Annotated in this window: 20 protein-coding genes; 8 read left to right on the forward strand and 12 right to left on the reverse strand. The window is 72.1% G+C overall.

Features of this window, described 5'->3' with window-relative positions:
- The first annotated feature begins 39 nt into the window (after positions 1-39).
- Together ACIA5G_RS05220 and ACIA5G_RS05225 are read left to right on the forward strand one after the other, a co-directional pair.
- Entirely contained in the window at positions 40-1,728 is a 1,689-nt protein-coding gene (locus ACIA5G_RS05220) for an L-lactate permease (protein ID WP_395920935.1), read from the forward strand.
- 9 nt (positions 1,729-1,737) lie between these two features.
- Positions 1,738-2,292, forward strand: coding sequence for an HD family hydrolase (locus ACIA5G_RS05225; protein WP_395920936.1), 555 nt, complete (start codon positions 1,738-1,740; stop codon positions 2,290-2,292).
- On the opposite strand, the gene ACIA5G_RS05230 is transcribed toward ACIA5G_RS05225, so the two are convergent.
- Genes ACIA5G_RS05230 through ACIA5G_RS05240 form a run of 3 tightly spaced genes read right to left on the reverse strand, consistent with a single transcriptional unit; the run spans position 2,289 to position 4,371 of the window.
- Positions 2,289-3,554, reverse strand: a complete 1,266-nt coding sequence (locus ACIA5G_RS05230) for an RNA polymerase sigma factor (RefSeq protein WP_395920937.1) — start codon at positions 3,552-3,554, stop codon at positions 2,289-2,291. The two genes, ACIA5G_RS05225 and ACIA5G_RS05230, sit on opposite strands and share 4 nt — an antisense overlap.
- A gap of 39 nt (positions 3,555-3,593) precedes the next feature.
- Entirely contained in the window at positions 3,594-3,944 is a 351-nt protein-coding gene (locus tag ACIA5G_RS05235; RefSeq protein WP_395920938.1) for a YciI family protein, read from the reverse strand.
- Between the two features lie 4 nt (positions 3,945-3,948).
- A complete protein-coding gene (locus tag ACIA5G_RS05240) occupies positions 3,949-4,371 on the reverse strand; it encodes a YciI family protein (protein WP_395920939.1) in 423 nt (140 codons plus the stop codon).
- Between the two features lie 148 nt (positions 4,372-4,519).
- Here ACIA5G_RS05240 and ACIA5G_RS05245 point away from each other — a divergent pair, with 148 nt between their 5' ends.
- Both ACIA5G_RS05245 and ACIA5G_RS05250 read left to right on the forward strand, forming a co-directional pair.
- A complete protein-coding gene (locus tag ACIA5G_RS05245) occupies positions 4,520-5,500 on the forward strand; it encodes a small ribosomal subunit Rsm22 family protein (protein WP_395920940.1) in 981 nt (326 codons plus the stop codon).
- A gap of 25 nt (positions 5,501-5,525) precedes the next feature.
- Positions 5,526-6,101 carry a dihydrofolate reductase family protein gene (locus ACIA5G_RS05250; protein WP_395920941.1) on the forward strand — a complete coding sequence of 192 codons (576 nt, stop codon included), beginning with the start codon at positions 5,526-5,528 and terminating at the stop codon, positions 6,099-6,101.
- Here ACIA5G_RS05250 and ACIA5G_RS05255 read toward each other — a convergent pair.
- A complete protein-coding gene (locus tag ACIA5G_RS05255; RefSeq protein ID WP_395920942.1) occupies positions 6,098-6,934 on the reverse strand; it encodes a maleylpyruvate isomerase N-terminal domain-containing protein in 837 nt (278 codons plus the stop codon). The genes ACIA5G_RS05250 and ACIA5G_RS05255 overlap by 4 nt on opposite strands.
- Before the next feature lie 167 nt (positions 6,935-7,101).
- Between ACIA5G_RS05255 and ACIA5G_RS05260 the strand changes: the two genes are divergently transcribed.
- Together ACIA5G_RS05260 and ACIA5G_RS05265 are read left to right on the forward strand one after the other, a co-directional pair.
- Positions 7,102-8,433 carry a sensor histidine kinase gene (locus ACIA5G_RS05260; RefSeq protein ID WP_395920943.1) on the forward strand — a complete coding sequence of 444 codons (1,332 nt, stop codon included), beginning with the start codon at positions 7,102-7,104 and terminating at the stop codon, positions 8,431-8,433.
- 56 nt (positions 8,434-8,489) lie between these two features.
- Positions 8,490-9,806, forward strand: a complete 1,317-nt coding sequence (locus ACIA5G_RS05265) for a DUF2079 domain-containing protein (RefSeq protein ID WP_395920944.1) — start codon at positions 8,490-8,492, stop codon at positions 9,804-9,806.
- A 141-nt stretch (positions 9,807-9,947) separates the two neighbouring features.
- Here ACIA5G_RS05265 and ACIA5G_RS05270 read toward each other — a convergent pair whose 3' ends face one another.
- From ACIA5G_RS05270 to ACIA5G_RS05295, 6 genes are all read right to left on the reverse strand, one after another.
- Entirely contained in the window at positions 9,948-10,553 is a 606-nt protein-coding gene (locus ACIA5G_RS05270; protein WP_395920945.1) for a DUF4232 domain-containing protein, read from the reverse strand.
- 23 nt (positions 10,554-10,576) lie between these two features.
- A complete protein-coding gene (locus ACIA5G_RS05275) occupies positions 10,577-11,065 on the reverse strand; it encodes a DUF4232 domain-containing protein (RefSeq protein ID WP_395920946.1) in 489 nt (162 codons plus the stop codon).
- Between the two features lie 131 nt (positions 11,066-11,196).
- A complete protein-coding gene (locus ACIA5G_RS05280) occupies positions 11,197-13,743 on the reverse strand; it encodes a CHAT domain-containing protein (protein ID WP_395920947.1) in 2,547 nt (848 codons plus the stop codon).
- 132 nt (positions 13,744-13,875) lie between these two features.
- Entirely contained in the window at positions 13,876-14,361 is a 486-nt protein-coding gene (locus tag ACIA5G_RS05285; RefSeq protein WP_395920948.1) for a hypothetical protein, read from the reverse strand.
- Positions 14,358-14,933: an RNA polymerase sigma factor gene (locus ACIA5G_RS05290; protein ID WP_395920949.1), complete on the reverse strand. Its 576-nt coding sequence runs from the start codon at positions 14,931-14,933 to the stop codon at positions 14,358-14,360. Before ACIA5G_RS05290 ends, ACIA5G_RS05285 begins: the two co-directional genes overlap by 4 nt.
- A complete protein-coding gene (locus tag ACIA5G_RS05295) occupies positions 14,930-16,564 on the reverse strand; it encodes a S8 family peptidase (RefSeq protein WP_395920950.1) in 1,635 nt (544 codons plus the stop codon). The genes ACIA5G_RS05290 and ACIA5G_RS05295 overlap by 4 nt, the downstream gene beginning before the upstream one ends.
- 197 nt (positions 16,565-16,761) lie before the next feature.
- Here ACIA5G_RS05295 and ACIA5G_RS05300 point away from each other — a divergent pair, with 197 nt between their 5' ends.
- Positions 16,762-19,938: a SpvB/TcaC N-terminal domain-containing protein gene (locus ACIA5G_RS05300; protein ID WP_395920951.1), complete on the forward strand. Its 3,177-nt coding sequence runs from the start codon at positions 16,762-16,764 to the stop codon at positions 19,936-19,938.
- Between the two features lie 18 nt (positions 19,939-19,956).
- Here the strand turns inward: ACIA5G_RS05300 and ACIA5G_RS05305 are convergent, their stop codons facing one another.
- Positions 19,957-20,841 (reverse strand): sigma-70 family RNA polymerase sigma factor, encoded by an 885-nt coding sequence (locus tag ACIA5G_RS05305; protein WP_395920952.1) that lies wholly within the window; start codon positions 20,839-20,841, stop codon positions 19,957-19,959.
- A gap of 155 nt (positions 20,842-20,996) precedes the next feature.
- Here ACIA5G_RS05305 and ACIA5G_RS05310 point away from each other — a divergent pair, with 155 nt between their 5' ends.
- Positions 20,997-23,810: an alpha-L-fucosidase gene (locus ACIA5G_RS05310; RefSeq protein ID WP_395920953.1), complete on the forward strand. Its 2,814-nt coding sequence runs from the start codon at positions 20,997-20,999 to the stop codon at positions 23,808-23,810.
- Here ACIA5G_RS05310 and ACIA5G_RS05315 read toward each other — a convergent pair.
- On the reverse strand, positions 23,799-24,419 hold the full coding sequence (locus ACIA5G_RS05315) for a hypothetical protein (protein WP_395920954.1): 621 nt from the start codon (positions 24,417-24,419) through the stop codon (positions 23,799-23,801). The two genes, ACIA5G_RS05310 and ACIA5G_RS05315, sit on opposite strands and share 12 nt — an antisense overlap.
- Positions 24,420-24,619: the final 200 nt, after the last annotated feature.

Below are 24,619 nucleotides of genomic sequence, written 5' to 3' on the forward strand. Positions count from 1 at the left end.
CGCTTCACCCATCCGGCCGACACGGCAAAGGAGCCGACCGTGACCTGGATCCAGGACTACCAGCCGGCGGGCGCGCTGTGGGTCTCGGCGTTGCTCGCCGCCCTCCCGATCATCGTGCTGCTGGTCGCGCTCGGGGTGGTCCGCTTCTCCGCGCACCTTTCGGCGGCGCTCGCGCTGGTCACCGCGCTGGGCGTGGCCCTGCTGCTGTACCGGATGCCGGCCGCGCTCGCGTTCGACTCGGCGGCGATGGGTGTGCTGTTCGGCGTGTGGTCGGTGGCCTGGATCGCGTTCCACGCCGTGTACTTCCACAACGTCACGGTCGCGACCGGCCGGTTCGACAGCATCAAGCGTGTCCTCGCCGGGTTCAGCGAAGACCGCCGGCTACAGGCGCTGCTCATCGCGTTCAGCTTCGGCGCGCTGCTCGAAGGGGTCGCCGGCGGCGGCTCGCCGATCGCGATCACCGCGGCGATGATGGCCGCGCTCGGCTTCCCGCCGGTGAAGGCCGTGGTGCTGGCGCTGCTGGCGAACACCGCGCCGGTGGCGTTCGGCGGGCTGGGCAACCCGCTGATCGTGCTGGGCCGGCTGACCGGGCCGATCATGCACCTGAAGCCGGACCAGGCGACGGACCTGTTCTCGGCGATGGTCGGGCGCCAGGTGCCGGTGCTCGCGCTGATCATCCCGGCGTTCCTGGTCGTCGTGCTGGCCGGCTGGAAGCGCATGCTCGAGGTGTGGCCGGCGGTGCTGACCGCCGGGCTCGCGTTCGCGGCCATGCAGTTCGTCGCCTCGAACTACATCAGCGCCAGCCTGGTCGACGTCCTCGCCGCGCTCACCGCGATGGCCGCGCTGTGGATCCTGACCCGGTTCTGGCAGCCCGCGACCGTGTGGCGCTTCGACGGCGAAGAAGTCGCCGCCGCGAAGAACTTGGGCGCGGCTCAGGCTTCGCGGGGCGCGCTCTACGCGTGGATGCCGTACGTCATCCTGATCCTGGCGATCTTCCTGTCGCGGATCGGAACGATCTTCAAGAACCTGCCGGTGTGGCTGGACCTGACGAAGCTGCTGCACAAGGCGGACTGGATCTTCGCCTGGCCGGGGCTGCACAACCACGTCGTCCAGCACCCGCCGATCACGGCGAAGAACGCGCCGTACGCGGCGACGCTCACCATCGACTTCCTGTTCTCGCCCGGCACGATCGCGCTGATCGCGGCGGTGATCGCCGGGTTCGTGCTGGGCGCGCGGCCGAAGCTCCTGGTGGCGACCTACCGCAAGACCCTGGTCCAGATGCGCTGGGCGCTCGCGACGATCTTCATGATCCTGGCGATCGCGTTCGTCATGAACTACTCGGGCGCAACGCAGACACTGGGCCTGGCCCTGGCGACGACCGGCGTGCTGTTCCCGCTGTTCTCGGCCTACATCGGCTGGCTGGGTGTGTTCCTGACCGGCTCGGACGCGTCGACGAACAGCCTGTTCGGCCCGATGCAGGTGATTTCGGCCCAGCAGCTGCACATCGACCCGATCCTGGCCGGCGCGACGAACACGTCGGGCGGCGTGATGGGCAAGATGATCTCCCCGCAGAACCTCTCGATCGGTGCGACGGCGATCGGGCAGAGCGGCAAGGAAGGGTCACTGCTGCGGCAGACGTTCCTGTGGTCCCTGCTGCTGACCGCGGTGGTCGGCGTGATCTCACTCCTGCAGGCGACGATCCTGACGGCGATGATCCCGGCACCCTAGGCTGCGTGTATGCCTCATGACGCCCTCGCCGGTTTCGGGTACGAGCTGGGACTCCTGAAGCGTGTCCGCCGGTCCGGCTGGTGGCACGCGGGGGTCCGCGACCCGGAGTCGGTCGGCGAGCACAGCCTGCGCGCGGCCCAGCTGGCGGCGCTGATCGCCGCGGAGGAGGGCGCGTCACCGGAGCGAGCGGCGTTCCTGGCGCTGTGGCACGACACGCAGGAGACCCGCACGGGCGACCTGCCGCTGACGGCCGCGGACTATCTGCGGAAGCCGGAGCCGCGGGAGATCACGGCGGACCAGACCGCCGCCCTGCCGGAGCGGTCCCGTTCGCTCGTGCGCGAGGCCGTGGACGAGTACGAGACGCGGTTGTCGGCCGAGGCATTGTGCGCGAAGGATGCGGACAAACTGGAGATGTTGTTGCAGGCGCTGGAGTACCGGGACGTCGGCGTGCAGCGCGTCGACGAGTGGATCGAGTCGGCGCAGAAGGGCCTGAAGACGGAGACGGCGCGGAAGATCGCCGAGGCGGCTTTGACGCTGTCGCCGATGTCCTGGCGGGACCGCTAACGCCCCACCGCCGTCGCGCGGTCCAGCAGCAAGGCCCGTTCCCGCGCGTTCTCCGTCATCTCGGCCGCCCGGCGGAACTCCTGCTCGGCCTCCTCCAGCCGGCCCAGTTTCTGCAGCAGGTCGCCGCGGACGCTCGGCAGGAGGTGGTAGTCCTTAAGCGCCTCCTCGTCGGCGACCGCGTCGACCACCGCCAGGCCCGCTTCCGGGCCGTAGGCCATCGCCACCGCCACCCCGCGGTTCAGCTCGATCACCGGGGACGGCTGGAGCTTGCCGAGGCCTTCGTACAACGCCGCGATCCGCACCCAGTCCGTCTCGTCGGCCGTCCGGGCCCGCGCGTGGCAGGCCGCGATCGCCGCCTGGGCGGAGTACGGGCCGTACGCGCCTTCGGCGATCTGCTCCGACAGGGCCAGCGCTGCGAGGCCGTGCTGGATCAGCAGCCGGTCCCAGCGTGACCGGTCCTGGTCCAGCAGCAGCACCGGTTGGCCGTTCGGGCCGGTGCGGGCCTTCGCCCGGGACGACTGCAGCTCCATCAGCGCGACGAGGCCGTGCACCTCGGACTCGCCCGGCATCAGGCCCGCCAGCACGCGCCCGAGGCGCATCGCCTCTTCGCACAGCGCCGGGCGCATCCAGTCGTCACCGCGGGTGGCCGAATACCCCTCGTTGAACACCAGGTAGAGGACCTCGAGCACGGACGACAGCCGGGCGACGCGCTCGTCGCCCTCCGGCACCTCGAACGGGACCTTCGCCGCGGCGAGGGCCTTCTTCGCCCGGACGATCCGCTGCGCGATCGTCGACTCGCGGACCAGGAAGGCGCGTGCGATCTCGTCGGTGGTCAGGCCGCCGAGCATGCGCAGCGTCAGCGCGACCCGCGCCTGCGTGTTCAGCACCGGGTGGCAGGCGACGAACAGCAGGCGCAGCAGGTCGTCTTCGATGTGGTCGTCGAGCGCGGCGTCGAAGTCCGGCAGCACACCCTCGCCGAGCTGCTGGTCGCGTCCGACCTCTTCCAGCTTCTCCGCGTACCGCTCGTTGCGGCGGAACAGGTCGACCGCGCGCCGCTTGGCGATGGTCATCAGCCACGCGCCGGGGTTGCGGGGCACGCCGGACTCCGGCCACTGCTCCAGCGCCGCCACCAGCGCGTCCTGCGCCAGCTCCTCGGCGAGACCGACGTCACCGCGGGCCATCCGGGCCAGGCCCGCGATGAGCCGCGGCGACTCGATCCGCCAAACCGCTTCTACCGTGCTCCGGGTGTCCGCTACCGTCACCCGGCCATCAGACAGGGTGATCAGGCGCGGTGCAACCCACTACTCCGCGATCGCCCGGATCTCCATCACGCCGCCCTGCGCTTCCGGGTTCGGCGCCTGCTTCATCAGCGCGACGACGTCTTCGAGCGAATCGCCGTTCAGCACCCAGAACCCGGCGACGAGCTCCTTCGTCTCCGTGAACGGCCCGTCGATGACCTTCGGCTCGGCCTTCCCCTCGAAGACGACGCGCACACCTTCCGAGCTCGCGGTGAGGCCTTCGACGAGCACGATCCGGCCGTCCTCCATCAGCCGCTCGTTGAACTTCCCCATCTCGGCCAGCTCCGCCGCACTGGGCTGGAGCCCGGCCGACTCGGACTCGGGGCTGGCCTTCACCATGACGAGGAACCGCACGGCGTCACGCCTTCCCGTCGCTCTGCGCGCGAAGCCGTCCTTCCAGCTCCGCGACCTCGGGCGTCATGTTCTCGAAGTCGGACGCCTCCGCGACCCGCCGGATCTCGACCTCGCCGTGCTCACCCTCGGGGTTCGGCATCCGCTTGATCCACTCGATGCACTCGTCGCGGTCGCGGCACTGGAGGATCCAGAACCCGCCGACGAGCTCCTTCGACTCGGTGAACGGCCCGTCGACGACCTTGGGGTCCTCCTTGCCGTCGAAGACGACCCGGGCCCCTTCCGCGCTCGGCGCCAGCCCCTCGCCGGCCAGCAGGATGCCGGCCTTGACCATTTCTTCGTTGAACTTCCCCATCTCGGCCAGCAGCTCGGCACTGGGGGCCTTGGCGTCGGTGTGCTCGTTCGTCTTGACGATGACCATGAACCGCATTTCGATCTCCCTTGTCGCTCGCTCTTGCCCACGCGTCGAACGGCCCCGCCCTGGATCGACAGCGTCCGCCAAAAAACTTTCGCGCCGGAAAACTAGCAGCTCAGGGCGGATCCAGGTGGGCGAACCGGACAGGGGAGAATCACCAGCCGTGGCGGTACTCCCCGACGACCTCTCCTCCGCGCTCGACGAAGAGCTGGCCCGGCACCCCGTGCCGCGGCTGACGCAGTCCGTCGACCGGCTCAGCACGCGCTACCGCCAGGGTGACGCGGCGACTTCGCCGATCCTCAGCTCCGAGGTCGACATCGCCGCGTACGCCGGCTACCGGATGCCGGCGACCTACGCCGCCGTACACGCTGTGCTCGCCGAAGCTGCTTCGCGCGCGCCCGGCTTCGAGCCGCGTACGCAGGTCGACGTCGGCGGGGGCACCGGTGCGGCGGTCTGGGCGGCCGCGGCGGTCTGGCCGTCGCTGGCGAAGTGCACCGTGCTCGAACAGGTCGCCGGCGCGATCGGGCTGGGCAAGCGGCTGGCCAAGAGCGCCGAGCGCGCCGCCGTCCGCGACGCGGAGTGGCGGCGCGGGCTGGTCGACCCGGCCGCGCCGGCGCCGGAAGCGGACCTCGTGACGCTGTCCTATGTGCTCGGCGAGCTGCCGGAGGCCACCCGCGCCGACGTCGTGGGGTGGCTCGCGGCGAAGGCCGGCACGGTCGCGCTGATCGAGCCGGGCACCCCGGCCGGGTACGAGCGGATCCGCGCCGCGCGCGCCCAGCTGATCAACCTCGGCCTGCACGTCATCGCCCCCTGCCCGCACGACGACGCCTGCCCGATCGTGCCCGGCGAGGACTGGTGCCACTTCGCCGCGCGGCTGCCGCGCTCGGGGCTCCACCGCCGGCTGAAGGCGGGCACGCTCGGGTTCGAGGACGAGAAGTTCGCCTACGTCGTCGCGTCACGGTCCACACCGGAGCGGCCGGACGCGCGGATCATCCGGCACCCGAAGAAGCACAAGGGCTGGGTCGCGCTCGACCTGTGCACGACGGAGGGGCTGAAGCCCGGTGTCGCCGTCTCGAAGAAGCAGGGGCAGCGGTACCGCGCGGCGCGGGATGCCGAGTGGGGCGACGGCTGGTCGACGAACTGACCCGGCCGTGGCAGGCTCGCTCGCCATGGGGCGAGTCATCGCGGAGATCAGCATGTCGGCGGACGGGATCGTGGCCGGTCCGGACACCAGCACCGAGCACCGGCTCGGCAAGGGCGGCGACCTGCTGCACGAGTGGATGTTCGAGGGCACCGACGCCGACACCGAGGTCGCCGCGCGGCTGTTCGACGGCACCGGCGCGTTTGTGCTGGGCCGGGCGATGTTCGACGTCGGCCTCGAACCCTGGGGTGACGACGGCACGTTCAAGAAGCCCTGCTTCGTCGTCACACACCGGCCACACGAACCCGTGATCAAGGGCCCGACGACGTTCACGTTCGTGACCGACGGCGTCGAAAGCGCGCTGCGGCAGGCGAAAGCAGCGGCGGGCGCGGACAACGTCGTGGTGATGGGTGGCGGCACGACCATGCGGGAGTTCCTGCACGCCGGGCTGGTCGACGAGCTGCGGCTGCACGTCGTCCCGCTGCTGTTCGGTGCGGGCGTCCGGCTCTTCGACGGCGCCGTCGGCGACCACGTCAAGCTGGAGCGCACCGGTGTGCACGAGACGCCGAACGCGACCCACCTGACCTTCCGCGTGCTGCGCTAAGGCATCCGCACGGTCCGCAGGAACGCCGGGAGCAGCCACGGCCGCGGCCCGCTGATCCGGACGCCGCCGGTCAGCACCGCGCGGGCCTTCGAAATACGGCCGAACATCATCGGCACCAGCACCGCCGGGTCGAAGCGCAGCCGCACGTCAGCCGTGCCGTCCGGTTCCTCCAGGCGGAGCTCGCCGTGCTGCAGCGCCAGGACCGCCGGTTTTGTGTACGCCGACCGGAACTCCACCGCGATGCGGCGGGGTGACGGTGTTGCGTCGTCGAGCAGGCGGCCCAGGTCGTTGCGCACCATGCCGAACAGGAACAGCTCCAGGAACAGTGCCTCGTGCGCCGCGGGGACCGGCCACGGCCGGCGGGCCACGCGGGCGATGTCGAGGCCGTGGATCAGCATCTCGTTGACCAGGTGCGCGAGGACGCCGGCGACCGGCACGCGTGCGCTGCCCAGCCACCACACCGGCTTCTCCGGATCCAGGTCGGCGCTGACCAGCAGCACTTCGGCGATGTCCGCGCGGAGCCGTTCGGCCAGCCGGGCGGGGTCGCGCTCGGGGTAGAGGTCGAGCGCGAGCGCGTTCATCTCCGAGATCGTGTCGACGCTGGCCGCGCCGATCGGCCCGGCGAGCCCCGGCAGCGGGAGCGGGCCGCCGTCCCCGCGGATCATCGCCGTGTACACCAGCGCGATCATCCCGACGTGCGACGCCGTTTCGGCGATCGACCACTCGCCGAGCGACCTCGCGTGCGCGTCCGGCACACCGGCCACCAGGTCCGCGAACCGGCCGCCGACCTCCGGCAGCGCGGCGCGCACCGCTTGCCACTGTTCGCCCGTCACAGCTCTCGACGGTAAGGGCCCGGACGCCGTCGGCGGATCTCCGAAGGTGCGGAGGTACCGATCCGGCCAAAAGCAGGCCGCCCCTCAGCGGCACTTAACCGTTGCTGCGGAACGATTCGGCCGTGGCTGTGGTCGGATTGGTACGAGCGATACAGTATCTTCGCGGGATGGCCCGGCTCCTGCCCCGGTCGACCCGGGTGCGGGTCGCGCTCTTCGCCGCGCTCGCTTCGGCGCTCGTGCTCGGTCTGGGTTCGTACTGGTTCGTGCAGTCGCTGCGAAGCGGCCTGGAGAACAACGCGCGGGCGCTGGCCGGCGACAAGGTCGAAGCCGTCATGGCCCTGCTGAACTCGGGTGTGACCCCCGCCGACGTGGCGCAGCGCCTCGAAAAGGGCGGCGGCTACATGATCAGCGCCGAGCGGGTGAACCGCTGCTCGACCGGCCGTCCGGAGGTGCCGTTCGAGGGCCGGGCCCAGGTGTACAGCCCGGACTGCGTCATCGCGATGCCCTACGGCCTGCCGGACCAGGAGTACCGCGGCTCGTCGACACCCGACGGACGGTACTTCGTCGACGCGGCCCAGTCCCTCGATCCCGTCGGCCTCCAGACCGTCGACACCGCCCAGCGGTTCCTCTGGGGCGGGGTGCCCGCGGCGGCGCTGCTCGTCGGCGGGGTCGCCTGGTTCGCCGTCCGGCGGTCGCTGCGCGCGGTGGGCGCGATCCGCGCCGAGGTCGACGGCGTGCGTGCGGGAGACCTCGGCCGCCGCGTGCCGGTGCCGGACTCCGGTGACGAGATCACCGAGCTGGCCGTGACGATGAACGAGATGCTGGCCCGGCTCGACCGGTCGGTGCAGCGGCAGAGCCGGTTCACCGCGGACGCGTCGCACGAGCTGCGCACGCCGCTGGCGTCGATGCGCACCCAGCTGGAGGTGCAGCTCGCCCACCCGGACCGGCTCGACTGGCGCCGCAGCTACGAAAACGCCGTTCTCGACGTGACGCGGATGGAGGCGCTGGCCGGCGACCTGCTGCTGCTCAGCAAGCTCGACGCGGACCAGCCGGCCGGGAGCGCGCCGGTCGCGCTGGCGGACCTGGTGACCGGCCACGTCGCCGCGCGACTCCCCCGGGACGGCGTCGAGGTGAGCACGGAAATCGAGGCGATGCCGGTGGTGCACGGCCACGCGGGACGGCTGGAGCGGGTGCTGCGCAACCTCGTCGACAACGCCGAGCGGCACGCGAAGACCCGCGTGACGATCACGCTCACCGCGTCCGACGGCGAGAGTGTGCTGACGGTCCAGGACGACGGCCCCGGCATCCCGCCCGAACACCGCGAGCGGGTCTTCGACCGGTTCGTGCGGCTCGACGACGACCGCGCTCGTGAAGACGACGGCGGCTCCGGCCTCGGCCTGGCGATCGCCGCCGAGATCGCGCGGACGCACGGCGGCAGCCTGCGGGTCGCCGAAAGCGCGTCCGGCGCGCGCTTGGAGCTCCGCCTTCCGCTTGCCTGAAGGCGTCTTCAGCTTGCTTAAGCTCCGGTTCAGCGTGGCCCCACGAGCATCCCGCCATGCTGATCGACTTCGCGCCGGCGCCGGTTCGCACGCGCCGCGCGATCCCCTACTTCGTCGCCTCGGTCGCCTTCGCCGGGTATGCCGCTTGGTCGCTGCAGCGGCTCCGGACGTTCGACGCGAGCGGGTTCGACCTGGGAATCTTCGAGCAGGCCGTGCGGTCCTACGCGCACGGGCACTGGCCGGTGTCGGACCTGCTCGGCCCGGGCGCGCCGACGCTCGGTGACCACTTCCACCCGATCCTGGCGCTGCTCGCGCCGTTCTACCTGCTCTGGCCGTCGCCGGCGTGCCTGCTGGTCGCGCAGGCGCTGCTGTTCGCGCTCTCCGCCGTGCCGGTGACGCGGTGCGCGATCGGGGTGCTGGGCACGCGGCCGGGTGCGGTGGTGGGGGCCGGGTACGTGCTGTCGTGGGGGCTGCTGTCCGCGGTGAACTTCGACTTCCACGAGGTCTGCTTCGCCGTGCCGATGCTGGCGTTCACCGCCGAGCACCTCCTGCGCGAACGGTGGCGGGCCGCGGTGTGGTGCGCGCTGCCGCTCGTGCTGGTCAAGGAGGACCTGCCGATGACGCTCGCCGCGGTCGGCGTGGTGCTGGTGCTCAACCGGCAGCGACGGCTCGGCTGGGCGGTGGTCGTCTTCGGCGTGGCTTCGACGGTTCTGCTGGTGACGGTGGTGTTGCCGGCCCTGAATCCGGCCGGTGCGTATGCGCACAGCGGCGGCTTCAACCCGTTCGGCGGATCGATCGTGAAGGTCTCGATGCTGCTGGCCCTGCTGGCGCCGACGGCGTTCACCGCGCTGCGGTCGCCGCTGCTTCTCCTGGCGATCCCGACCCTGCTGTGGCGCCTGGTCTCGGCGAACGACCGCTACTGGGGCATGGGTTACCACTACAGCGCGGTCCTGATGCCGATCGTGTTCATCGCGGCCGCTGACGGCGTCCGCCGGATCGACCGGCGGTGGCTGCTGCCGGTGTGTGCGCTGGTCGCCGGGCTGGCGTCGTTCGGCCTCCAGGCGGCGCACCTGACCAGCGGCGTCTGGACGCCTTCGCAGCGTGCGGGCATCAACGCGGTGCTGGCCCGGATCCCGGACGGCGCGACGGTGCTGGCGTCCAACCGCCTGGCCCCGCACCTGACGTCCCGCTGCACGGTGTTGTTCTTCGACGGCGTCTCGCCGCTGCGGCCGGAGTGGGTGGTGGTCGCGAAGCCGGAGCAGTCCTGGCCGACGACGCTGGCGTCGAAGGCGGCGGCGCTCGAGGACCTGGAGCGCACGGGGTACCTACGCGTCGACGGGACGGACTCCGTCGTGCTGCTCCACCGTGCGTAGAAAACACCGCAGCGGTAACCGGCCAGTCGGGGGGCGTGCCGGCCGGTTACCGCCGCATGGAGGAAGAGGGCACCTCGCGTCAGGAATGACGCGCAGGTCCACGCTTCACCCGATCGAGTGACGAGAGGTTTCGGCGCAGCGTCAGGCCGGGTCGGCCAGGATGCCGTTCACGTACGAACCCGGGTGGGTCGCCGCGTCCTGGCGGAGCACCGGCAGGTCCGCCGGCCACTCCGCGGTCAGCGCCGTCGTCTGGCCCGGCGGGATCGTGTTCAGCTTCGCCGGCGTCCAGGCCGGCTCACCGGCGGCCGGCTTCACGACCGTGATGGTCGCCGACGCCGTGGTCCCCGCGGTCACCTCGTTGTACTTCACACCGTTGTCGACGCGCGGCAGGTGGTAGACCGGGCCGAACGTCGCGTCGTCCGGGCCGACCAGGTCGACGCCCGGCACGCCGTACAGACCGCACGTGTGGTCCGTGGTGTTGCGATACGTCAGCGGGATGTCGAACTGGCCCGGCGCGTCGTTCTTCTCGGCCGGCTTGCCCAGCAGGACCTCCAGATCCGCCGTGGTGCACCGCGGCGTGCTCGACGACGCCGTGGCCACGCCACCCCCGGATGCCCCCTGGGCCGGAGCCGGAGCAGCCGCGTTGCCCCCGACCGGTGCCGGCGCCTGAGCCGCCGTCGAAGTCCCACACGCCGCCAGCACGAAGGCCCCCGCCGCCGTGCCGATCCCCATCAAGATGCGCTTCATGGATTTCTCCTCCCCGGGAAAGATCAGTTGCCGACCGGCGTGACCTGGACGGTGTCGCCCTTCAGCGGCGCCCCCGCCGGCCACTCGACGCTCACCGGCTGGCCGAACGGCCCGGTCGGCAGGTCGAACGAAACGAACGCCGGCGTGACCGCGGCCGCGGCCGAGCGCTGCACGATCCGCGACACCGCCGGGTGGCCGTCACGCAGGTTCACCGGCAGCGCCTCGCTGCCGTCGGTGGTCGTGGTGACCGGCAGCCGCTGCCCGTCCGCGATGAAGGTCAACGCGGTCGGCGCGCCTTCGAGCTTGCAGTTCGTCGTCGGCGAGGCCGCGGTGTAGGTGAGCACGTAGGCCTCGTGCCCGGCGGCGTGCGACGGGTCCGCGGCGACGGACACGTGGACGTCCGAGGCGCCGCACGGGGTGTCGCTCGGCATGGCGTTCGCGGCCCCGCCGGCCAGGAACAGCCCGCCGGCCACCAGGCCCCCGGTGATCATCGCGGTACCAAGTCGCTTCATGGTCATCCTCCCTCGTTCCGTGATCGACTGGACTCACTGGGGAAGATGCCCGGGAGCCGCCCGGGGATGCGCCGCGATGGGGTCGCTCACCCGAAAGCAACCCCGAAGATCACCAGACGTCGAAAGGAACGTCAGCTACGGCCGAAGCAGACGAACGGCATCAGCGGTTCCGCCTGCGCCGCGTCGGCCAGCGCACGCGCCGGCGGCGTCCCGGACGCCAGCGCCCGGTGGTAGGCCAGCATCACCCCGCCCGCGGTCCGGTCGTCGACCCGCGCCACACTCGAGACGACCGTGCGGCTCCCGCCGTAAAGCAGCGCCGCGGTGAAGCCGAGGACCTCGTCCCCCGCGCGGACCACCGTCTGGCCGACGTCGCACGACGACAGCACCACCTGCTCCGGCGCGGTCGAAAGCTGCTGGACGTCGTAGGCCATCAGTGGACCGTCGGCGAGGTTGAGCCGCGAAAACAGGACGTTCTCCTGCTCGTGGTGGCCGTGCGCGGCGAAGTGCGCCAAGCGGCAGCCGTCGAACGCCTTGAGCGTCGCCGTCACCGTCGCGTCCGGGCCGGTCAGCACCTCGGCCTCCGGGTAGAACGGCGCGAGCAGCGAGATCTCCGCCTCGGCGTGGGTCAGGTCCGAGCCCGCGACCAGCAGCGGCGCCCCGGCCGCCCGGCGGGGGCGGCGGCCCGCGTCGAGCCAGGCCGACGACGACGGCGTGACCGTCACCGGACGGCCGCGCAACGTCGGCAGCAGGCCCCACGGGATCGCCGAAAGCGCACCGGTCGGCACCACGACGACGTCGAGGTCGCCGAGCCGGGAAGCCAGCGGCGCCAGCAGGATCGTGTCGAGCGCGGTGACCTGCGTCCGGACCGACCGGCGGATGACCTGGTCGAGCTGCGGCGGCAGCTGCCGCCCGCACAACGCGTCGAGGTCGCTGTGCAGCCTCGCGACCGGCTCCGCGACGGCCGAGGCCGGGCCGAGCTCGATCAGCGCCACCCGGTGGTTCGCGATCACCTGCGCGCACAACGCGCCGTGGTCGGCGAGGAAGCAGACCATCGCGCTGCCGGTGGCCGCGAGCTCGTCGCCGAGGTCGCCGAGCTGGGCCTCCGGGTGGTCGACAACGGCGCCTTCGGCCTGCCAGCCCTTGGCGCGGATCTCGCGTTCCAGCGCGGCACACCGCTTCACGGCCTGGGCGTCCGGCTTCCCGGACAGCTCGCCCGCGCGGATCTGCATCGAGAGGAACCGCAGCTCGGCGACGGCGTCGACGGTCTCCGGGTGCGCGGGCGGGCGCACCGGCCGGAACCGGAACGCCTGGGCGCGCGAGCGGTCGAGCCAGCGGAAGACGACGCCGGGTGAGCGCTGGGCGAGCGCGGCGGCGAGGCCGGCGTCCGCGAGCTCCTTGCCGAGTGACGTCGTCCCGGTCTGCAGGTCGACACTGCCGAACCGGCTGCGGTGGCGCTGCAGCTGGGTCAGCCCGGCCCGCGCGTTCGCGAACGTGACGCGCCTGTTGCCGCTCGCCGCACCGAGTTCGGCGAGGGCGAGCCGCCGGAAGAGGCGGTTCTCCAGCGGCGCGGTCCGGCGGTCGCGCGGGGCGATCCCGGCGCGGGCGCCGTCGAGGTCGCCGAGAGCGATCCGGGCCCGCGCGGCCAGCAGCGCGGCGATCTCGGCGTCGTTGCGCAGGCCCAGCCCGGTGAGCCGGTCCGCGAGCGCGGTCGCCTCCGCGGCGACACGCGCGATCCGCCGTCCGGCCGCGAAGTCCGCGCGCAGCACGGTCAGCTGCGCCACCGCGGCCCAGGTTTCGTTGCCTCTTCGGCGAAACCGGCGTTCGGAGCGCACGGCCCAGCTGCGCGCGGCGGCCGGGGCGCCGCTCGCCAGCGCGGCCAGCGCGCGGGTCAGCTCGGCCTCGGCGTGTTCCTGGTTCATCCGCAGCCGCGGGAACTGCTCGAGTGCCGCGTCCAGTTCGGCGGCGGCTTCGTTCGGCAGCCCGGCCGCGAGCAGCGCCCGCGCCTTGTCGACGGCCAGCACCGGCAGCATCCCGACACTCTGATCGGCGTAGAACCCGCTCGCCGCGTCGAAGTCGCGCAGGGCGCCCGGGATGTCGCCGGTCAGCACCCGCGCCTGGCCACGGCCGTGTGCCGCCTTCGCGAAGATCCGCTCCAGGCCCTCTTCCGACGCCTGCCCGGCGCCGATCTGCTCGCACTGGTCGAGGTCGGCGAGCGCGAGCCGGACGCGCCCGGCGTACTGGTGCAGCATCGCGCGGTTGAGCAGGGTCCGGGCGAGCACGACGAACTCGCCGGCCTGCCGCAGCAACGGAATCGCTTCGTCGAAGCAGGTCAGCGCTTCGTCCATCCGGCCGATCAAGATGAACACGAGACCGCGTTGCTGGCGCAGGATCCCGCGCCCGGCCTCCGACACGAGGACGTCGGCCTCGTCGAGCAGCGCCAGTCCGCGGGAGCTGTTGCCCAGCGCCGTTTCGACGGCCGCGTACGTGCCGAGCACGCGCGTCGCGAGGTCGGGCCAGGCCGGCCACGCGGGCGGCGGCGCGAGGGCGGGCAGGCCGAGCAGCCGCGCGGCGGACCGGATCAGCTTTCCGCCGACCACCGGCTGGCCGTTGTTGGTCGCCGCGACCGCACGTCGGTGCAGGTCGCGCACCCGGTCTTCGACCTTCGGCGACACGGCCACGGGCTGCCCTTCCGGCCGGGATTCCTCCCCTCGGCCGAGAAGGACGTGCCGGATCGTACCTCCGGGTCGGCGGCGTCCGGGAGTTCTCGCGGGCCGGGCAGTTTTCAGTTCGGAGCCGGGGCGGCCGACCCGTCAGAGTTCGATGGCCGGTGTGCTCACCGTCCTCGACCGCCCGAGCGTCCGGACCAGGACCTGCACCATCCCGTGCGGCACCCCGCAGACCGCGAACCGGCCTTCGGCGTCCGAAGTCGTCGTCAGCGGGCCGGTGGCGGTGCGGACCTCGATCGGGTGCTCGGCGGGCGGGGTGAGCCAGCCGTCCAGGCGGATCGAACCGCCTGGCTCCGGGCTGACGTTCACCATGATGGTCAGGCTTTCGCTGTCGAACGTGATGAGCCTGCCCTGTTCGGCGGCGCTGCGGGCGACGGCCAGTCCTTCCTGTTCGCGGATCCGCATCACCTCGAGGTCGACGTCCTCCAGCTGGATCGCGAACCGGATCTGGTCCACCAGCGTGTCGGGCATCGGGTCGGCGTCTTCCCACAGTTCGCGCAGTCCGGCCAGCAGCCGGAAGTCGAGCGCGTCCAACGGCTCGTTCGCGCCAGGTGGTTCGACGGTGGTCACAGCCAATCTCCTTCGCCGTTGGCGAGTAGCTGCTCGCGCAGGCGCGCGAGACAGCGTCCCCTGGTCGGGCCGATACTCCCCCTCGGCATTCCCAGCCGGGCGCCCACTTCGGCGTAGTCCGGCCGGTGCACGAACGCCACGATCCGCAGCAAGCTGCGGCAGCGTTCGGGCAGTGCGTCGACCGCACGCCACAAACGAGCGCGCTGGTCGTCGCGCAGCACCCCCTCCTCGGGTGCCGGTGACGCTTCGGTCAGCCGCTCCGGAAGCTCCGGCAGCGGCCGTTCGACCTGGCGTTTTTCCCCAGCCCGCCAGGCCTCCCGCTTGGTGACGGTGATCAGCCAGCCGGTGAGCGCGACCGGCGAGCGGATCTCCGCGAACGAGCCGAGCAGGCGCAGCCACGTCGTCTGCACGACGTCGGCGGCCTGGTCGGCGTCCAGCCCCTGGTCCCGCGCGACCTGCCAGAGCAGCGGCGTGAGCAGGGAAACGAGTTCGTTCAGCGCCGCGCGGTCGCCCTCCCGCGCGGCGTCGAACAGGACGGCGACCCGCCCGTGGTCGGTCCTGGCCACCGTCACAGCGAGCCGAGCGCGGCCCAAGCGCGCTTGACGACGGTGTCGCGGTCGACGGTGGCCAGCTCGGACCCGAACTGGAACAGTGCCTTGCCGATTTCGGCGGCGGCCAGCGGCGCGGCGAACGACGTGCCGTCCCAGACCGCGAAGCCGGCGGTGAAGTCGTCCGGGTCGAACGAGTTCCGGCCCTGGTCGGGCACTTCGTGGTCGGCGGCCGCGGTGCCGCGGACGTCGGTCGGGTAGGTGCTGACGACGCCGGCGCCGGTCGCCCAGCAGTGCACCCACGGGCCTTCGTTGGAGAACAGCGCCTTGCTGGCGGAGACGTCGGGGTTGAGCGCGCCGACGCTGATCACCTGCGGGCCGCAGCCGCCCGTCAGCGGCTGGTCGGCGAAGGCCGCCGGGTAGAAGCGGCGGGTGGTGGCGTCGTTGCCCGCCGCGGCGACGACGAGCACGCCGAGGCCGAGCAGCTCCGCGATGACCGCGCCGAACTGGCCGGTGTAGGCGATGTCGGCCGGGTTCTCTTCGTAGTAACCCAACGACAGCGACACGATGTCGACCATGTTCTCGGGCCGGTTGTTGGCCTGCGCGTCGCGGACGCGGTCGGCCAACATGTGCAGCGCGAGCAGCACGTCGGCTTCGTACGCGACACCGTCGCTGTGCACGACGCGGATCGCGAGCGTGTCGGCTTCGGGGCAGGCCTGCCGGATGATGCCGGCGATGAACAGGCCGTGCCCGGTGTCGGTGTCGATGTCGCCGATCAGCGGCTGGCCGGTGGTCGGGGCGTCCCAGAAGTCGGTGAGCAGCTGCGTCGCCAGGGTGCTGCCGGAGTCGATCTGGGCCTGCAGGATCGCCGCCTGGATGTCCGGTGCCACGGTGAGCCCGGCGCCGGCGGGCGGCGGGCCGCTGCGGTCGGCCAGCCCGAACCACGGGTGCGGGCCGATGCCGGTGTCGAGCACGGCGACGACCGGCCGCCGGTGCCCGGGCTTGTCGCTGCGGTGCGGCGGGTCGGCGGCCAGGGTGACCGGGATCCGGTTCGCGCCGCGGGTGCGCCCGTAGGAGCTGCCCGCGCCGAACCCGCTGGTCTCCCAGGGCGTGCCGCCCAGGCCGCTGGTCTCCCAGGGCACCCCGCCGAACACCGGCGTGCTGAACAGCAGGTGCTCGACCGAAATCCGCGCCACGATCTCCGGCGCGATCTCCGGGTTCTCACCCGCCGACGCGCCGCGCAGCAGCTGGACCGCCTTCCAGCAGTCGACGACGACCGGGTCCGAGTCCTCGCGGACGTGCAGCAGCGCCCGCACCGGCAGGTCCTCGAGCTGCCGGGCGCGGGTGGCCTCCTTGCCGTCCCCACCGCGGTCCGCCGGCTCGGCGTAGAGGCCGATGCGCGCGAGCACGCGGTTGATCGCGGCCAGGGTCTCCTGGTCGCGCAGGTACCGGTCGGGGATGAGGAACGCGCCCGGCCGGTACACGGTCGTGCGCGGCGCCGGCCGGCCCGGCACCGCGGTCGACGTCGCCGGGTCGAGCACCCGCGCGCCGTGCCGGTCGAGCAACTGCCTGGGCGGGGCCGGGAGCTCGTTGAGCGTGCTCACGTCCTCCGCCGCCACTTCCGCGGTCTCGTCCCTCACGAACCTGACGACCATCGGGTCCACCCTCCTGCTGCCTTGCCCCCGCCATTGATCACGTCTGGCACCCGGAAAAGACCGGTGAGCCGCACTCGGAATACGGCACCGACGTCTCGAATGCATAACAGCGACGGCAAACGGGTGACGACGTATCTGGCGCGCCCGGCTCACCCACTTGGCCCTCCGGAAGTCACGTATCCATCAGGGGAGAGCACATGGTTCCGCTCGGGTCGGGCGCACAGGAAGCAGGCCGGCCCGCGCCGGTCCGGGGGCCGGGCGGGGTCTTCACCCCGGAACCGGCCACCGGCGGCGGCAGCTTCACGGTGCCGCTCGACCTGCCGCCCGGTCCCGGCGGCATCGCGCCGGCGCTGGCGCTGCGCTACACGACGGGCGCGCCGAACGGCCCGTTCGGCGGTGGGTTCGCGCTGCCGCTGCCGCACGTCGGGCCGGACGACGGCCGCGCGCGGACCGGCACCGGGGGCCGGCTCGCCCGGCGGGGTGACGGCTACCTGCTCACCACCCGCTCGGGGATCCGGCACTTCCTCGGCCCGGACGAGGGCGCCGGCGCCGCCTGGCACCTGCAGCGGACCGAGGACGCGCTGGGCAACACCGCCGCGTTCAGCTGGGCCCACCACGGCGGCCAGGCCTACCTCGCGCGCGTGGCCTACGGACCGTACGAAGTGGACTTCTCCTACGAGCCGCGGCCGGACGTGCTGCGCCGGGGCCGCGGCGGCACCCTCGTCACGACGGGGCTGCGGTGCGCCCGCATCGACCTGCGGGTGCCGGGTGACGCGCGGCCGCTCGTCCGCCGGTGGAGCCTCGGTTACGACACCGACGAAACGACCGGCGCGTCGATGCTGACGTCCGTGGCGCTCACCGGCTTCGACGTGCGCGGCGCCGAAACGGCCGCGCCGGTGCTGCGGCTGGCGTACGCCGGCGCGGACCCGCCGGCGGTGCCGCGGGTCCGGCTCGCCGCCAAGGCCCGTGCCGGCGGTGTGCTGCTGCTCGACGCCGAGGACTCGGCGCCGCAGTTCTCCCTCGAACCCGGCGACCTGCCGCGCGCCGGGCGGCTGAGCGAAATCGACAACGGCATCGGGCTGCGCACCGAGATCGACTACACGACCGTCGAGGCGATCCCGGTGGTCCGGCGCGTCTCGCTCCTCGAGTCGGCGACCGGCCACGTCGGGGTGACCGAGTTCGAGTACCACGACGGCCGGTCCGGCGACTCGTTCACCGGGTTCGGCCGGGTCGTCCAGGACGAGCTCGGCGACGACCACGCGCCGACGCTGCGGACCGTGCGCTGGTTCGGCGCCGATGGTTTCCTGCACCAGGAAGAGAAGTACGGCCTCGACGGCTCACCCGACGAAGACCGCCCGTACCGCCGGGTCGAGCACACTCGCCGTCCGAAGTGGACAAGATCGGTGACGACGGAGTTCGAGCGCCGGGAGAAGCCGGTCTCGGTCACCACGACCGAGACGGCGTTCGACGCCGCCGGGAACCCGACCCGCGAGGTCGAGACGACCGAGCGGCCCGGCCGTGAGCCGGTGGTGCGCGAGACGCGCACGACGTACACGACCGACCCCGAACACCGGTTCGCCGCGTTGCCCGCGCGGGTCCGCCGGCTGGACGGTACCGGGAAAGTCTTGTCCGACAAGGTGTTCCGGTACGACGAAAGACCCGACGGGAGTGCCGGCTCGCGCGGCCTGCTCACCGCGCGCGAAGAGCTGGTGCTCACCGACGCGCTCGTCACCGACGTCTACGGGGCGATCCCGCCGGACTTCCGGCACCACGGTTACCACCGCCGTCCCGGCGAGGACGGCTGGTGGGTCACCACGTTCCACGGCCGGTTCGACACCGTCACCGGGCTGCGCACCACGACGACCGGGCCGCTCGGCCACCCGCGCGAGGTGCGGTATTCGGCCGACCGCTGTTTCCCCGAAGTCGTCACGGACTCCCTCGGGAACGTGACGGCCACGCGGTACGACGTCCGCACGGCGCGGGTGTGCGAGGTGGTCGATCCGGCGGGCGCGGTGACCACGGTGACCCACGATCCCTTGGGCCGTCCCGAAACCGTCGTGCGGCCGGGTGACTCGGCGGACCTCCCGACCGTCCGGCACCACTACGACCTCAGCGGGCCGGTGCGGGTGACCACCGAGCAGCGCGCGGTGTCCGGCGAGGCGGAGGTGCTGGTGATGTCGGAGCTGCGCGACGGCGCCGGCCGGCTGCTGCAGCGCCGGCACGCCGAGCTGCTCGGCGACGTTGTCGACGAACACCACGAGTACTGCGCGCGGGGCCTGGTGTGCCGGACGAGCCGGGCGTTCCGGGACGGCGGCCCGCGCAGCACGCCCACCGAGTTCCGCTACGACGCCCTCGGCCGCCCACTGCCGGCCGCCGAACGCCATGAAGGGCATGGCTTTGAAGTCCATGAGGGTGCCCTTCATGGACGTACCCGCGACCTGCTCGGGCGGAAGCTGCGGGGTGCGGACGGCGTGGTGCACGTCCGGGACGCCGCCGGGAACGCGGTGGAGTCGCGGACCGTCGGCGGGCGCACGGTGTACCGCGTGTACGACGCCGCCTGCCGGGTGGTGGCGGTGCTGGTCGACGACCCGGGCGGCACCCCGGTCACGACGTTCACCTACCACGACGGCGGGCTCCCGGTGCCGCTCGGCGCCGGGCCCCACAGCTGCGGCCGGCTGGTGCGCGTCGCGGACGAATCCGGCGTCACCCTGATCGGCTACGACGCGCTCGGCAACCCGGCCGAACGGCGCTGGCGCCCCGCGCACGTCGCCGTCGAGTACCGTCTGGACGTGGTGCGCCGCGCGGACGGCCGGCTGTCGGAGGTGGTGTACCCCGACGCCGGCGACGGGCGGGTGACCGTGCACCACCAGTACGACGAGGTCGGCCGGCTGGTGAGCGTGCCCGGGTTCGTCGACGCCGTGCACTACGACCTGCGGGGCCGCCGCACCGCGGTGCACTACGCGAACGGCATCAGCGAGCTCTTCACCGCGGGCCGGCACGTCGTCGCCGGCCCGGACGGGCTGCTGCACGACATCGGGCCCGGCGTGGCCGAAGTCCCGGAAACACCGCCGGGCAGCGAAATCCGGGACGCGTTCGGCCGGCTGCGCGGTGTCCACGGTGACGGTGTCAACGCGCTCTACGGGTACGACCACGCCGGCCGCCGGGTCCGCACCCTGGTCACCAACGGCACACGCATCCACGAAGTCCTGACGCCGGACGAGCTGTACTCCATCGAGGACGGCGAGCTGGTGATCACCGTGGCGGGCGCGGTGCGCCAGTACGCGGACGGCCGGCGCCGCTACCTGCACTTCGACGACCAGGACGGCGTCGCGCTGATGACGGACGAGTCGGGCGCGGTCGTCGACACGCCATGAACGCCGCGCCGCAGCGGCTCAGTCCAGCACCGCCAGGTCCAGCCGGCTGAGCCGTTCGGGGTCGGCCAGGATGTCGATCTCCACGATCCGGCCGCCGGCCACCGTGAACCCGAGCACCGAGAACGGCCGGCCTTCGCGCGTCGCCACCACGCCCGCCGCGCCGTTGACCAGGGCCCGCCGGACCACTCCGCCGCCGGCGCCGAGCCGCGAGAACGTGAGCGCCTGGTTCGCCACCTGCGCCGCGCCGTGGATCTCGACCGATCCGCCCGCGGCGGCCCCGCGGTCGGCACGCAGCACGACCTCCGGGTCGAGGACCGTGACGAGCGCGTCGAAGTCACCGCCGCGCGCGGCCGCCAGGAAGGCGTCGACAACTTCGCGCTGCCGCGTGAGATCGGGATCCGGCGCGACCGGCGCACCCTGCACCCGCCGCCGGGCGCGGCTCGCGAGCTGCCGGGTCGCGGCTTCGGAGCGGCCGACGATCGGCGCGATCTCCTCGAACGGCATCGCGAACATGTCCCGCAGCACGAACGCCAGCCGCTCGGCCGGGGTCAGCGTCTCGAGCACGACCAGCAGCGCGAGCCCGACCGAATCCGCGATCAGCGCTTCGTGCTCGGGGCCGGCGTCCTCGCGGCTGATGATCGGGTCGGGCACAAAACCGTCCAACGGCTCCTCGCGCCGGGCCTTGCGCGAGCGCAGCATGTCGAGGCAGACGCGCCCGACAACCGTCGTGAGCCAGCCGCCCAGGTTCTCGACGGCGCCGGTGTCACTCCGGCTCAGCCGCAGCCAGGACTCCTGGACGGCATCCTCGGCCTCGGTCAACGAGCCCAGCATCCGGTACGCGACGGCCCTCAGGTGGTCGCGGTGAGTCTCGAAACGGAGCGCCAGCCAGTCGGGGTCGTTCACGGTGCCGTCCTTCGTTCGCGTGCGGTCACCACCATGACGGATCCCGTGCGGCGGATGTGACAGATCCGAGGACTGAGTGCCGCTGAGCGGAATCTCCCCTTGACGTACGATATATGACCGCATAATCATCGGATCTCTCCGGACTGAGGAGAGCCATGAGAGCACTCGCCTGCCTCGCCGCGGCCTTCGCACTGGTGCTGAGCTTGGTCAGCCCGGCCGCGGCCGAGGTCTACCACCCGCGTCAGGACTGGCTGCGCGCTTCGACGGCCGGCCTCTTCCTGCACTGGGGCATGTTCACCGCACCGAGGCACACCGACTGCGCCGCCTGGGAGCACGACGTCACCGCCGGCGGCTGGACACCGGACTACTGGATCGACGAGGCGACGAAGCTCGGCGCGTCGTACGTCGTCCTCACCACCTTCCACAGCCGGCTGGGGTACGCGCGGCCGTGGCCGTCGAAGATCCCGGGCAGCTGCTCGACCCAGCGTGACTTCCTCGGCGAGCTGATCGCCGCGGGCCAGGCCAAGGGGGTACGCGTCATGCTCTACATGACCGACGATCCCCAGTGGCACAACGAAACCGGGCACGAGTCGCTCGACTCGGCCGCCTACTCCGCGTACAAGGGCAAGCCGGTCGACCTCACCACCCGGCCCGGCTTCGGCGAGTTCAGCTACGACCTGTTCGACGAGGTCATGGACCGCTACGCCGGCCTCGCCGGGTTCTGGATCGACAACGACAACGAGTACTGGGAGCAGCACGGGCTCTACGAACGCGTCCGCGAGAAGCGGCCGTCCTGGTTGCTGAGCAACAACAACGAGGACACGCCGATCATGGACACGGTGAGCAACGAGCAGAAGACCGGCATGACACCGTCGTACGACTACCCGCAGGCGGTCTACACGCCGATGCCGCGGCTCACCGAGGCCGACTACAAGCTCCCGACCAACGGCGACTGGTGGTACAGCGGCGGTGACCAGGCCGTCGACGTCCGGCTCTCCACCGGCCGCTACATCACGAACGCGGGCTCGTCGATCAAGTCGCTGATGGCCGAAACCGCCATGCTGAACGGGAAGTTCCCGCCGCAGCAGGAGGCGTTCAACAACTTCATGGCGTCCTGGACGCAGCCGATCAAGGCGTCGCTGCAGGGCACCCGGGGCGGCGGGTACATGTACGGCGGCATGCAGCCGGGCTTCTGGAACGACGGCGCACACGGTGTGCTCACCGTCGGACCCGGCGCGAAGACGCAGTACGTCCACGTCGTCACGCGGCCGTCGACGAACCTGGTCCGCCTGCGCGACAACGGGTACCGCGTCACACGCGTGTCCGACCTGCGCACCGGGAAGCCGATGCGGTTCGCCCAGTCCGGCGGTTATCTGTCCATTCTGGACATCAAGGACTGGGACACCTACGACACGGTGTTCAAAGTGGACACCGCCGGGCAGCAGTACTTCTACGACAAGCGCACGATCAAGGCGACCGCGTCGGCGTCGGCGGCCGGGCACCCGGCGGCGAACCTCGTCGACGGCAGTTACGAGAACTATTGGGACGCCAGCGGGCAGCAGCCCGTCTCGGTGACGCTCGACCTGGGCCGGCGGAAGGCGGCGGCCTACCTGGCGGTGCACGAACGCGAGTCGTCGCCGACCGCCGCGCGGGAATCCTTCGGCCGCGCCGAGGACTCCGCGCGGATCAAGGACTACCGCGTCTACACCAGTGACGACGGCAAGAACTGGGGACGGCCGGTGCGCACCGGCGCCCTGCCCAGCAACCGCGGTGTCCAGTTCATCAACGTCGACGGGGTGCATGCGCGGTACCTGAAACTCGAGGTGCTGAACACCTGGTCCGGCCCGCAGGCCAAGCCGTTCTACCACCAGCTCGCGCTCGACGAGATCGACGTCGCCTACGGTTATCCGGGCCCCCGCGGCGAATTACCGCTAGAGGCGGAGTCGTGGCGCAACGGCTTCGTTGGCCACGCGACGCCGGCGTGGTGCGACGCGTGCTCGGGGGCGGGCAAGGTCACCGGGCTCGACCACGGCGCGGTCGTCTTCCGCGACGTCCAGGCGTCGGGGCCGTCGCGGCTGCAGCTGGACACCACGGGGCCGGGTTCGCTTTCGGTGAGCATCAACGGCGCGGCGCCGATCGTGGTCACCGCACCCGCGGCGATCGCCGCGCCGCTGAACGCCGGAGCCAACACGATCAAGGTCTCCGGGACGGCCGACCTCGACCGCATCGCGGTGGCGCCGCTGCCACCCGAGTCGGCCACTCCCCGGACCACGCTGACCGTGGAACCCGCTGGTGTGCAATGGGTTTCGCCGGGCGAGCAGTCGCTGAAGATCACCGCGTCGCTGCGACTCGACGTGGACGACCCGCTGGACCAGGTGACGCTGGCGCCGGTCGTCCCGGCGGGCTGGACGCTGCAGGGCGCCCCGGTGACCGCGTCGACCCTGCGGCTCGGTCAGGTCCTGAGCGGTTCCTGGACGGTGACGGCCCCGGCCGCCCAGGACGTGACCATCCCGGTGACGGCGTCGTTCCGGACGCTGGGGCGCGCGAAGTCGGTGAGCAAGCCGGTGCTGGTGAAGCCGCGCCCGGCGGACCGCGTGTTCATGCGGGAGGCGGAGGACTCGGCCAATGACATCGGCGACGCCGGCGTCACGAGCTGCTCACCGTGCTCGGGCGGACAGAAGGTGCGCAACATCGGCGGCAGCCCGGGCGCGGCGGTGCTGTTCCCGGCCGTGCCGGTCGCGGCGGCCGGGCAGTACCGGCTGTACCTCGACTTCACCGTCAACGGTGACCGGTCGTACTTCGTGTCGGTGAACGGCGGCGCGCCGGTGGAGGTGAAGGTCAGCGGCGTCGGGAACAACACGCCGTACACGACGTCGATCCCGGTGACGCTGGCCGCGGGGCCGAACACGATCAAGATCGGCAACAACAAGAGTGGCGCGCCGGACCTCGACCGGATTTCAGTGGGTTAGCTCGCGCAGCACCCGGGCCGGGTCGAGGTCGACGGCGCGGCCCGGGTCCCCGCCCGCCGCGCTCCAGGCGACGGCGACCCACAGCTCGGCGTAGTCCCCGCGCTCGACCCCGGGCAGCTGCCAGGTGAGCCGCGCCCCGTCGAGTTCGACGGACTCGTCGGCCAGCCCCGACCAGTAGGGCGGAACGTGGTGCCCGGCCCGGGAACAGCGGCGCAGTGCTTCGGCGCCGGGACCGCCGACGCTCACCGCGGCGTCGGCGGTCTCGACGGTGAAGGCGCTTTCACTGCCGACCGCGTCCGCCGGCGGATCGGCCAGCTCGACCTGGACGACGAACTCGCTGAGCGGTTCCCGGGCCAGCACCCGGAAGACGGCGGTCTCCCGGGTGACGCCGGGCAGCCCGGATCCGGTCTCCCCGGAGAGCACGTCGAGCCGGACGGACCGGTGCCGCCACCGGCACAGCCGCCCACCCGAGTCCAGACCCCAGGTGAACTCCGGCCGCGCCGGCACGTCCCAGCCGTCGACGCGCACGGCGAACCGCACCGCGCCGACGGGGGTGACGACGTCGAGCGCCCGCGAAGGTGTCCGCGACAGCACTTCGGTGTCCAGCATGAAGACATCCTTACCCTGCCGCGGCAGAGCCGAAAATGCCGAGCGCGAACGTCACCCGTCCGTGGAACCTCAGAATCCGGCTGTCCCGTTCGGGGTGCCCAGCCTGGTCGGCCCGTCGTACCCGGCGCCGGCCGGGCACAGGTACGTCCCGCCGCCCTGGGGTCCAGCCGTCCCCGCCCTGGGCGAGCAGCCACAACATT

Source organism: Amycolatopsis sp. NPDC051758, from assembly GCF_044453095.1.
Lineage (GTDB): Bacteria > Actinomycetota > Actinomycetes > Mycobacteriales > Pseudonocardiaceae > Amycolatopsis.